The sequence below is a fragment of the Gemmatimonadetes bacterium SCN 70-22 genome (assembly GCA_001724275.1).
Lineage (GTDB): Bacteria > Gemmatimonadota > Gemmatimonadetes > Gemmatimonadales > Gemmatimonadaceae > SCN-70-22.
Window position 1 is genome coordinate 95818 of record MEDZ01000024.1, and the last position, 11304, is coordinate 107121.

The 11304-nt window shown below is 72.3% G+C and carries 9 protein-coding genes; all 9 read right to left on the minus strand.

The features are described from left to right. Nucleotides 1-1936: 1936 nt before the first annotated feature. On the minus strand, nt 1937-2314 hold the full coding sequence (locus tag ABS52_12860; GenBank protein ODT02702.1) for a hypothetical protein: 378 nt from the start codon (nt 2312-2314) through the stop codon (nt 1937-1939). A 305-nt stretch (nt 2315-2619) separates the two neighbouring features. After that, nucleotides 2620-3594, minus strand: a complete 975-nt coding sequence (locus ABS52_12865; protein ODT02703.1) for a hypothetical protein — start codon at nt 3592-3594, stop codon at nt 2620-2622. A 258-nt stretch (nt 3595-3852) separates the two neighbouring features. Beyond that, nucleotides 3853-4602, minus strand: coding sequence for a thymidylate synthase, flavin-dependent (locus ABS52_12870; protein ODT02704.1), 750 nt, complete (start codon nt 4600-4602; stop codon nt 3853-3855). 51 nt (nt 4603-4653) lie between these two features. Then, on the minus strand, nt 4654-6312 hold the full coding sequence (locus ABS52_12875) for a hypothetical protein (GenBank protein ODT02705.1): 1659 nt from the start codon (nt 6310-6312) through the stop codon (nt 4654-4656). Between the two features lie 118 nt (nt 6313-6430). Further along, complete coding sequence (locus ABS52_12880) at nt 6431-7255, minus strand: hypothetical protein (protein ID ODT02706.1); 825 nt, start codon at nt 7253-7255, stop codon at nt 6431-6433. A 42-nt stretch (nt 7256-7297) separates the two neighbouring features. Further along, nucleotides 7298-8107: a crotonase gene (locus ABS52_12885; protein ODT02707.1), complete on the minus strand. Its 810-nt coding sequence runs from the start codon at nt 8105-8107 to the stop codon at nt 7298-7300. Then, a complete protein-coding gene (locus tag ABS52_12890; GenBank protein ODT02708.1) occupies nt 8108-8611 on the minus strand; it encodes a hypothetical protein in 504 nt (167 codons plus the stop codon). Between the two features lie 746 nt (nt 8612-9357). After that, the gene (locus ABS52_12895) at nt 9358-10527 is read right to left on the minus strand and encodes a patatin (protein ID ODT02709.1); all 1170 of its coding nucleotides are present in this window, start codon (nt 10525-10527) and stop codon (nt 9358-9360) included. Nucleotides 10528-10913: 386 nt separating this feature from the next. Further along, complete coding sequence (locus tag ABS52_12900) at nt 10914-11297, minus strand: enamine deaminase RidA (protein ID ODT02718.1); 384 nt, start codon at nt 11295-11297, stop codon at nt 10914-10916. Between the last annotated feature and the right edge of the window lie 7 nt (nt 11298-11304).

The following is an 11304-nucleotide window of genomic DNA, read 5'->3' on the forward strand; positions in this document are numbered from 1 at the left end:
GCCGAGTCGCCCACCGCGAAGATGTCCCTGGCCCCGGTCCCCCAGATGCCGCGGAGCAGCTGGCGAGTGGGGGTCGGCATGCCGGACCACGTGGTCCCGTTGTAGCGCAGGACGAGTCCGGAGTCGCCGACGGCGTAGACGTCGGTGGGCGAGAGTCCCCAGACGTGCCGGAGGAAGGCGTTGGTGCCGCTCGCCTGGGCGCTCCAGGTGCCGTTGCCGGCCGATCGGAGGATGACGCCGCGCTCGCCGACGATGAAGACGTGCGACGGGTCCGCCGCCCACACTGAACGCAGCAGCACGTTGACGCCGCTGGCCTCCGGCGTCCAGCGGGACCCGTCGTAGCGGAGGATGGCGCCGGTGTCGCCGACGGCGTAGACCTGCGTGGGTGAGGCGCCGTGCACCCCGTACAGCGGCTGCGCCGGCGGTGCGTCGGCGAGCGTCCACCCCTGCGCCCCGCTGCGCTCGAAGACCGCGCCTCCGCCACCCACCGCGTACAGCGTGCCATCGCCGGGCCCCCACACCGACATCAGCACGGGCGAGGTGATGTCGGTGCGCCACCCGGTGGCGGCGCTCCCGCGAAGGACCGTCCCGTCCCACCCGGCGAGCGCGGCGCCGCCGGCGCCGTCGTCCCAGACGCCGCGCAGGTTCTGCCCGGTGCCGGGGTTGGCGAGCTCGCGCCACTGTTGGCCGTCGAAATGCAGCACGGCACCGGTGTTCCCCACGGCGTAGATGTCGGCGGCGGTGCGTCCCCAGATGCCGAACAGGTTGCGGCGCGTCACGGCGCTCACCTGCTGCCACCCGCCGCCATCATAGTGCAGCATCAAGCCGCTGACGCCGACGGCCCACACGTCGTTAGGCGCGCTGCCCCACAGGCCGAACAGCGCGCCCGTGGTGGGCGAGGGGACCTCGCGGAACTGCGCGCCGTCGTAGCGCACCACGACGCCGTTCTGCCCCACCATCCACAGGTCGTCGGGGGCGGTCCCCCAGATCCCCCACAGCTCCCACCCGCGCCCGCTCGACATCACCGTCCATGCCGAGCCGTCGAAGCGCAGGACGGTCCCGCCGGTCCCGACCGCGTAGACGTCGCTGGGGCCGAGACCGAAGACGTCGAGGAGCGTCTCGCCCGTCGGCGTCGGCATCGGCGCCCACGACGCCCCGTCATAGTGCCAGATTGCCCCCCCGGTCCCCACGGCGAAGACATTGCGTGCGCTCGATCCCCAGACGCCCACGAACGTCTCCCTCGTCCCGGTGCTGACGAGGCGCCATCGCCCTCCCGCCCCCTGCAGGACCACGCCCTCCTGCCCCACGGCGAATCCCTCGCCACTCGCCGCGTCGACCCAGATGCCAAGGAGCGACACGTCGGTGACGCCCTCATGCTCGACGCCGAACGACGGGACACGCGCGGCCGTCCCGACGACGGTCACTTCCGCGGTCGCGCGAAGCGAGCCCGCGCGGGCGGTGACGCGCGCCTGTCCCGCCGCGACCGCCTGTACGACGCCGCTGCTGCTGACGGAGGCGATCGACGGCGCGTCACTCGACCAGTCGAAGGTCACGCCGCCGACGGCGCCGCCCGCGGTGCTTCGCGCGCTCGCTGCCAGCGGAAGCGTTGCGCCGACCGGAAGCCAGGCGGTGGCGGGGACCACCTCCACGGCCGAGACGCCGGGAGGGATGGGGGTGCCGGGGCCCCCGGGGTCGTCGCTGCATGCCGGCACCAGGACGACGACGAGCGCGGCACAGACGCCGCGTACGCGACGCACGGTTGCGCCGAGTCGCCGTCCGCCGAGTGGGGCACGGGATGGGGGATTGCCGGCGCGCTCTCCTTTCGGGGGGCGCGCCTTCGATGTCACGACGTCCACGGGGACTCCACTGCCGGTCGACTGGTTGTTGCGCCCCCGTAAAGATGCCGGGGTGCACCGGCAGGAAAAGGGGACGTGCGCTACGGTGCCCGTGCCGTCCCGGTCACGACGAGGATCGCCCCCGAGGGGTGGTCCATGCCCCAGCGGAGTTGCGCCTGCGAGGCGCCGATGAAGCGGATCTCGACGATCCCGTCCACCGGGATGTTGCGCAGCGTGCTGGCGTCGCCGAACCGTTGGTTGTCGAGGTACACCACGGGCGCGACGCTGCTGGCGCGGGGCTGCAGGAGGGTGGTGGGGCCTCGGCCGGAGAGGAAGGCGGGACGCAGGAGCCTCACGGCATCGTACGCGTTCTGCGCCGTGGACTTGGCGATCTCGTTCCTGTAGATGATGTCGGTGCGCTTCTCTGCTACGCCCCCGCGCTTGGCGCCGCCGCTGGCGCAGGCCGCGACTGCGGCCAATGCTGTCATTGCCGCGATCGAGGCGATCTTCCTGGCCGACGCCCACGTGGCGATGACCTCGCGGACGGCGATGTGGGGGGTCGAACCGGCGCACAACCGAGGGGCGTGGCGCGCGTGAACGATGCGCGGTGACATCGTGCCCTGCCTCGTGGGGGACGTCGGATACTCACACGCGATCGCTCGCCCGACAAGGGGGCATCGCCGGCGGGGACGAACGGGCGCGTGAGGGGATGGTGGATGGTGGATGGCGGGACGGCGGGATGGCGGATGACGACCGCGCGCGCACGGGGCGCGCCTCGGGCGACTCACCCCCCTGTCACCCAGCGAGGGTGCACCCCCGGCGGTGTGTGGCGCGAGATGCGACGGAGTGCCGGGGCCGACGGGAGGCGGATCCCTTCGCGCGCGGCCGCGACGACGAGGCAGCGCTGGACCAGCTCTGCCTCGCCCACGCCGGCGGCGCGTGCCGCCGAGATCATCGCCCCGTCGCCCCTGCCGGTGAAGGCGGGGACGGGCTCGACGCCGCAGACGTGCGGGACGCCGGCGTCGGAGAGCCGGATGTCGATGCGGGCCACGTCGCGGCAGCCGAGCGCGTGGAACGCGCGCATGGCGATCGACGCGATGTCCTCGGCCAGCCCGTGGGCGATGCGCACCGGCTTCGCCCACGGGACCGCCGGGGCGGCGGCATACGGGTCGTTGGGGACGCTAACGACCGGAAGCGCCACCGACTCCGTGCCATTCCCCAGGATGGTGCAGGCGAACGACTCGCCAGGCAGGAAGCGTTCGATGAGGACCGGCTCATCGGACGCGGCACGCAGCTCGGCGACGATCGCCTCGAGATCGTCGAAGTCGTGGGCCACGAGGGTGGCGAAGCACGAGGAGACGCCGCGGGCGCGCCGGATCGCCACCGGGAAGGCGCGGTGACGGAACGGGGCGAGCTGCCCCGGCGCATCGACGACCGTGGCGGTGGCGGTCGGGATGCCACGCGCCGCGAGCATCGCCTTGAGCCGCGGGCGCTCGACGCAGGTCGAGTGGGTGGCCGAGTCGCTCCCGCAGAAGGGGATGTCGAGCGCCTCGAGCGAGGCGGGGACCCGGAGCCGGCGCTCGGGCGAGCCGTTGCCGTGGGCCAGGTTCAGGACGATGTCGGGGCGCGTCGCGCGCAGGAGGTCGGCAAGGCGGTCGCCCACGGGGATGGGAACGACGTCGCCGAGCGGGGCGAGCGCCTGGGACGCCATCGCTCCATCCTCGTTAGGTCCCTCGTCGAACGCCACGCCAATCCGCATCGTCGTGCGCCAGGTGCTGTCGTCATGGTCGAGGCCGCCAAACCGGCGCCATACTACGCGCCCGGGAACCGGCGGTCAACCGGCAACTTCCGCACCACGCAACGATCATGCCTAACGGCACCGAGTCCCGTTAGGTCACGCGCGGCGAGGGGGAAACGACACCGGCGCCCCGCTTCTGGGGCGCCGGTGCCGGAACTTGGAGGGCGAGGCGCGCGCGCTGGGGCCTCGCCGATGCGGGCGCGCCCGCCGTGCCCCGGGTCAGACCTTGTGGTAGCCCGGGCGCGCCGACTCGCGGCGATCCTCGGCCAGGTAGATCTCGAAGTCGCCGAAGAAGGCCGGCGCCTCGTGCTGCAGCGTCCGCAGGACCATGACCGCGAGGCGCCGGATCTCGAGCTCCGCCCCCTCGCCGCAGCGCAGCTCGAGCATCGTGCGCCAGGCGCGCACGTTCCCGGTCACGACGATCTTGGTCTCGGTCGAATTGGGGAGGACGCCGCGCGCGGCCTCACGCGCCATCTTGCGCCGGTGCACCTTGTCCGACACCCACGCATACCGCTGCATCAGGTCGTCCACCAGCGCCACGTACGAGCGCTGGGCCGCCTCCATCTGCTCCCGCCACGCCCGCTCCAGCGCCTCGTCACCGACGATCGCCGGGGGGACGACGAAGGCGGCCTCCGACTCGTCCACGTAGCGCTGGCTCAACTGCGAGTAGGCGAAGCCCGCGCGGTGGCGCACCAGTTCATGCGTGAGCGAGCGCGAGATCCCCTCCAGCAGCAACGAGTAGTTGGCGTGCTCGAGGACGCTCCCGTGCCCCTGCTTGAGGATGTTCTCCAGGTACTCGCGCGTCGCGCGCCCGGCGGGGTTGCGCTGGCTCATGTAGCACAGCCGCCCGGCAAACTCGGCGAGCCGCTCGCCGTCGCTCGACTCTCCCTTCCACTGCACCGGGAGGTGCCCGGGCTCGGTGAAGGCCGGGCGGGCGAGGACGGTGACACGCGGTTCGTAGTACAGCATGGGGCGCGAGGCGGGAGGCGAGGGGCGGGACGTGCGTCGGTGGCGCGAAACCTAGTCCGGCTCGCCGAGCATCTCCAGACGAGACCGATCGTACGCGCGCTCGCGCTCGACGCGGGCCAGGACGCGTCGCGCATCGTCCGGGAGGGGGGGGAGCTGCGGGTCGTACTTGATGCCCGAAAGCGCCCGCTCCGCACCCGCCGGGAGCTTCACGCCAGGGTTGAGGATCCCGGCGGGATCGAACGCCTCCTTGACGCGCCGGAAGAGGGACAGGGCCTCGGGTGGCCAGATCCGTTCGAGGACGGGCGTGCGCAGGCGGCCGTCGCCATGCTCCCCCGCCAGCGTCCCGCCCAGGGAAGCGGTCAGGGTGACGACGTCGTCGAACAGCGCCTGGACGCGCTCCCGCCAGTCGTCCTCGCGCACGTCGACGAGGGCGTTGGCGTGGACGTGCGCATCGCCCGCGTGCCCGAAGACGACGCCGCGAAGCCGCGCCTGCTCCATCGCCAGCCGCACCCCGCGCACGTAGTCGCCAAGCCGCTCCGGGGGGACGCATCCGTCCTCCACCAGCTGCATCGACTTCAGGTGGGGATCGAGCCGGGCCAGGATGGGGCTGGCCGCGTGCCGCAGCGCCCACAGCGCCTCTTCCGATTCCTCGTCGAGCCCCACCAGGGCGCTGGATGCCCCGTGCCGCTCGCAGGCCGCGGCCAGCGCCCTGGCGCGATCGGCGACCGCGCCCGTCCCCTCGCGCCCGTCACCCTCGAGCCCGTCACCCTCGAGCTCGACCAGGAGCACGCACTCGGCATCGTTAGGCACGGGGAGCGGGGCGCCGCTGCGGGCCACGTCGAGGAAGGTGCGGTCGAGGAGCTCGCACGCGGCGGCCCCGGACTGGCGGGCGAGCGAGGCGCCCACCATCCCGAGGTCGAGCGAGGGCCACGACGTGAGGACGCTCGCGGTGGCCGGCGGGATCGGCGCCAGTTGCAGCTCGACGGCCGCGAAGAGGGCGAGGGTGCCCTCGCTCCCGACCAGGAGGTCGATGAGCTCTCCGCTCGCCGCGTAGTCGTGCACGCCGTAGCCTGACGACTCCTTGCGGACGCGCGGGGCCGCGAGCGCGCCGGCGGCCCGGCGGCACTCTCCCGCCACCGCGCCCCAGCGATCGAGCGCCGTGGTTCCCTCCGGAAGGGGCTCGCCGCGACGCACCGTGGCCCGGCTCCCGTCGGCAAAGACGCAATCGAGGGCCCGGACCCAGCGACGCATCGCGCCGTACGCCAGGGCGCGCGGCCCCGCCGCGTTGGTCGCCGCCATCCCCCCGATCGTGGCGAAGGTCCCGCTCGACGGGTCGACCGGGAAGCGCAGCCCCTCGGCATTGGCGGCGTGCTCCACGTCGCGGCGCAGGACGCCGGCTCCGCCCCGCACGGCGCGGCGCACGACGTCCACGGGCGACAGCGCGGTGAACCGCGAGAGGTCGACCACGACACCGTCACCCACCGCCCCCCCGGACATGCTGCTCCCGCTACCGCGCGCGATGAGCGGGACGCGCTGCGCCGCGGCCCACCGCACCAGCACCTGCAGGTCGTCGGCATCGGCGGGGACGGCGACCGCGCGCGGCAGGCGCTGCAACACGCCGGCGCTCTCGGCGTACACGGCACGCGCGGCATCGTCCGTACGGAAGACGCCGCGAAGCGGAGGGGGCGAATGCACGAATGGCTTCGACATGCGGGGAGAATGGTGCGCCGGCGCTCGCGCGACAATCGGGTGGTCCCCCTCCGCGTCGTCGCCGCGCACTCGCGGCCGGCCGAATCGGTCGCTCGGCTCCGACCGCGCGCGCTGGCGCCTAACGCGGCTCGGGCCTGTCCTGCTTCTTCTGCTGCGCGATGAGCGAGGTATCGATGCGGAAGGCGAACATCTGCTGGACCAGCTGCCGCACCTTGCGTCCGTTCATGACCGCCGCACGAAAGTGCATCTGCGGCAGCGTGCGGCGCACCGACTTCGCGAATTCCTCGTGGGTCGCCGACAGGATCACGACGCTCGAGGTGTCGGCGTATCCCGTCGTGTCGACGACGTACTGGATCCCGACGGACCCCTCGATGCGCTGCTCGAGCAGCTTCGGGGGATAGGGAGGGGCGGCACTGTCGTCGTAGCGCGCGGCGGCGGTGTCCACCTGCAGGACCGTCATGATCGAGTCGCCGTCCGCCTGGGGCGCCGAATCCGCGTCGTCGGCGAGCTTGCTGCTCATCTCCTGCAGCCCGGGGCCAGGATCCGGTGCGGGCTTCCGGTACGTCTCGTCCCCGGCCCCCGACGCGGCGCCCCCGCCGAGGGCGTCGGCCGACATGTAGGTGATGCGCTCCTGCTTGGGTCGCGATCCGATGATCCGGTCACGCGGGATGAAGTACGCGACCGGGGTGAACGAATCCGCGACGTTCGACGGTCGCGCGTCGTGCGTCACGACCAGCGTGCCACCGAGGAGGGCCGCATGCGCGACGATGCTCACCGCGTACCCCTCGACGGCCGCGATCAGCGATGCGCGCGCATTCGACTCGATGATGCGTCGAAACAGCATGGGGGGAACCTCACGGCCCGTGATGGCGGTCGGCCGGGTGGCCGGCGTCACTTCCATCACCTGGATACGAACATTGGGGGGATCGGTGATGCGCGACAAGCGGGTTGGGGCGAACCGTCTGTCCCACCCGGTGAATTACCCCTATCGCCCCGTGAAGTGCGGGGGACGCTTCTCGAGGAAGGCGCGCACCCCCTCGTCCTTGTCCGCGCTCGAAAAGGCCAGGAGATAGAGTCCACTTTCCACGCGCAGCCCCTCGGCAAGCGGGGTCTGCAGGGCCGCACGCGTCGCCTCCTTCGCCGCCGCCAGGGCGACGGGACTCTTGGCGGCGATCTTGCCCGCGATGTCCCGTGTCCGGCTCATCAGGTCTTCCGACGGGACGACGTCCTGGACGAGCCCGACGCGCAGCGCCTCGGCGGCGTCGATCGGCTCGCCGCTCAGGATCATGCGCATCGCGTGGCCCAGCCCGATCAGCCGGGGGAGGCGCTGCGTCCCGCCCCCGCCCGGGATGATCCCGAGATTGATCTCGGGCTGGCCGAAGCGCGCCCGGTCCGAGGCCAGGCGAAAGTCGCAGGCCATCGCGAGCTCGAGTCCTCCCCCGAGGCAGTAGCCGTTGATGGCGGCGATGACCGGCTTGGGCGAGCGCTCGATGGCCTCGAGCGGAGACGGCGCGCGCATCACCCGGTATTGGTCCACGGGGGTGCGCGTCGCGAACTCCGCGATGTCGGCGCCGGCGACGAACGACTTCTCCCCCGCCCCGGTGATGATGATGACGCGGACGTCCGGGTCGGCCGAGCATGCGCTCACGGCGTCGAGGAGTGCCCGTCGCACGCCGGCGCTGAGGGCGTTGTGCTTGTCGGGACGGTTGATCACCAGCGTGGCGATCGCCCCGTCGCGCGAGGTGACGACGAGTGCCGCGTCGTCGCCGGCGGACGCCGGCGCGTCTGGGCGCATCTATCCTCCGACGATGATCGAGGCGGTGGTGCGCTTCGCGTCGCGGGACGACCGGCGCGACATGCCGATCCCGCGCCACGCCAGGAAGGCGAGCGCGATGATGAACGTGGCGTGCTTGACGAGCGCCTTGAGCGCCGCGGTCGCGAAGGCCGGCTTGGCCTCCTCCTGCACGCCGCCTTGCAGCTGCACGACGTCGAGCAGGAAGAAGACGAGCACGACGAGCAGCGTGATGCTGACGAGGAGGTTCAGGATCGCCAGGATCCGGAGGAATCGCGGGTGCCCGGCGAAATGCGCGACCCCCGTCGCGAGTGCCATGCCCAGCAGCGGGGTGAGGAGGAAACCGGAGAGGAGGCCGACCGACGCGAAGCGCCATTCCATGCTGCCGGCCCGGATGGGGACGATACTGGTGGCGAAGTCCATGGCGGGGGTCGCCACGAGGAGGAAGGCCACCAGGTAGAGCGGGGCGACGAGCGCTTCGGCGCCGGTGGGTCGCGTTGGACTCATGGTACGAAGGGGCGTCTGGATTCGGTCGCGCGACGAGCCAGCGGGGAGGGCCGGGGCCAGCCAGGGCCAGCCAGGGCCAGCCAGGGCCAGCCAGGGCCAGCCAGGGCCAGCCAGGGCCAGCCGGGTCCAGCCGGGGGCGAGTCACGATATTCGCGGAACAGGACAATGAAAAGTGGGCTGGGTTCCGGGACCCAGCCCACTTTCCATCCACCGTATCGAAGGGGGTTGATACGGCAAGGATCGAGGCCGTCCAAGGGACAGCCGCTGAATTCGGGTGGCGCACACCGGATCGAATCGCCATCCGGGGGTTGTCGCCATGGAGAGACGATGCCACCGGTGTGCGCCACATCACAAGTGCATCACCCGTGCCGGGGCGGTCGAGGGACGACCTACCCCGAAGGGCACAGGCGACGCGTCGCGGGCAAGTCGTTGCGCATTCGCCCCTTGGGATGGTGTGGCGGGAACGGCTCGACGGGGAGGGGGGGGGGGGGNGGGGGGGGGGGGGGGGGATTGCGCCCCGCGGGGGACGGAATGGCCTGAGGTGGAGGGAGTGCGGCGGGAGGGGTGTGGGGTCCTGGTCCCGCGGGGCGTCGCTCGGGAGCGACAGGGGGATGAAAATTCCGCCTGGGGGACATGGGGCCCCCCCCGAACGAAATTTGCCCCTCATCCGTCCCCCGCCCCTCACCCAATCCTCTCGGGCCGCATCATGCCATTCCGCGGCCGTTCCGCCCCGCGCCTCCCCTCCACTACGCCGCCCCGGACAGATCGCCCTCGATGAAGGCGGCGATGCGCGCGTGGTGCTGCTCTGCGTCCGCCTCTCCCAGGTCGACGACGCGCCGGAGGTAGTCTTCCTGGAACATCACCAACGACAGGATGTCGGGACTCGTCGACTTGCGCGTCCCCAGCCCTCGGGTGAGGAAGCGGAACACCTTCGGGAGTCGCGGTTCGTATTCGCGCGCGAGGATTCCGAGGTCGACCGACGGGCGCAGGACGAGGATGTCGATGATCCGCAGCCCTTCGCGCTGCGAGGGTGCGAGCCTCCGGACCAGCTCGTTGATCATGTTCAGCCGCATGACGTCCTGGTCGATGACGTCGAGGAAGACGGCGTTGTACAGCGTCCCCAGGACCTGGGCCGGCGGCGGATAGGGCGCGGCCTCGCTGACCGTGGGGACGGGGCGAGCGGCGTTGGACCGCGTCGAGATCGTGAGGATGCGCGAGGCGCCCAGGTGCAGGGCCGGAGAGAGCGGGGCGGTGAGCCTGATGCCCCCGTCGCCGTACCATTCGTTGCCGACGCGCTCCGCGGGGAAGAAGATCGGGAGGGCGGCCGAGGCCATGACGTGGTCCACGCCGAGCCGTGCCGGCAGGCTGCGACGCTGGGGGCGTTCCCACAGCGACGGGCGGCGCCCCTCGACCCAGGTGACGGACTGGCCGGTGGTATAGCTCGTCGCGCTGAGGGCGACCGCGCTCAGCGTGCCGCGCGACAGGTTGTACTGGATGCCGGGAAGCGCCCCGTCCTCGTCGCGTTCGAGGGTGCGCTCGAGGAACGCGCGCAGGGGCGCCGTGTCGACCATGCCGCGCACCCGTTCGCGCTCCGTGGGGTCGGAGGAGAGGAGCCCGTAGCCGGATCGAATGACGCCCGACAGGAGGGAGTGGGCGTCGACCCGGTACACCTGCTCGGGGGTCATCGACAGCCAGTGCCTAACGAGTTGGTCCGTGGACTCCTCGAATGTCCCGCGGTGCGAGGCGAGGTGGATGGTGTTGACCGCTCCCGCCGACACGCCGGCGAGGATGGGGATGCGCAGGTGCGGGTACCGCCGCGCGATGGCCCGCAGCAACCCCGCCTGGTAGGCCCCCCTCGCGCCGCCCCCGCCGAGGACGAGGGCCAGGTCTTCGGTGGCTGGGGTGGGACGCGACATTCTCACCATGGGCGAGGCGACGACGAGTCGGCGTGGAGGGAGCGCCGGCCGGTCGGGAAGCCGGCCGCACGACGTTAGGCGGAGCCGAAGGAATATCCCCCGCCGGCCGTCCCTTGCCAAGCACCCTGCGCCTCCCGCGCCCCGCACGGACGTCTCGTTCCACTCCCCCGCCGGAAGAGGATCGCGCGGACGACGGCGATCGAGACGTCGGCGATGGCGGCGGCGTCGCTCATCCCCCTGCTGGGGAAGGGGGCCAACATCACCGCGCGCATCGCGATGGCCGCATCGCCCGCGACGGCTTGACGCTCCGGCCTGGATCGCGGATCGACGCGATGGGGCGACGCGTCGGCGTCGCCGCGGCGGACCAGGGTGCCGGGCGCGGCGCGCTACTCCGGGACGACCGCCGTGGCCTCGATCTCCACCTTGGCCCGCGGCTCGACCAGCCCCGCGACGACCACCACCGACATCGCGGGAAAGTGGCGCCCCACGACCTCGCGGTACAGGCGCCCGACCTCGGCGGCGGCCGCCGCGTATTCGTCGCGGCTGGTGATGTACCAGGTGAGCCGGACGAGATCGCCCGCCGTCGCCCCCGCCGCGCCCAGCACCGTCATGAGGTTGCGCATCGCCTGGGCGCACTGCGCGATGAAGTCGTCGCTCTCGAACTGCAGGGTCACGGGATTCCAGCCGGTCTGCCCGGCGGTGACGACGACGCGTCCCCGCGCCGACATCCCGTCGGCGTAGCCGCGCGGGCGCGGCCACCCCGGGACGATGACGGGG

Excerpts from the sequence above, each read along its gene's own strand:
- ABS52_12875 (ODT02705.1), bottom strand. The coding sequence starts at position 6,312 with ATGTCGAAGCCATTCGTGCATTCGCCCCCTCCGCTTCGCGGCGTCTTC.
- ABS52_12865 (ODT02703.1), bottom strand. The coding sequence starts at position 3,594 with ATGCGGATTGGCGTGGCGTTCGACGAGGGACCTAACGAGGATGGAGCG.
- ABS52_12870 (ODT02704.1), bottom strand. The coding sequence starts at position 4,602 with ATGCTGTACTACGAACCGCGTGTCACCGTCCTCGCCCGCCCGGCCTTC.
- ABS52_12895 (ODT02709.1), bottom strand. The coding sequence starts at position 10,527 with ATGTCGCGTCCCACCCCAGCCACCGAAGACCTGGCCCTCGTCCTCGGC.
- ABS52_12885 (ODT02707.1), bottom strand. The coding sequence starts at position 8,107 with ATGCGCCCAGACGCGCCGGCGTCCGCCGGCGACGACGCGGCACTCGTC.
- ABS52_12890 (ODT02708.1), bottom strand. The coding sequence starts at position 8,611 with ATGAGTCCAACGCGACCCACCGGCGCCGAAGCGCTCGTCGCCCCGCTC.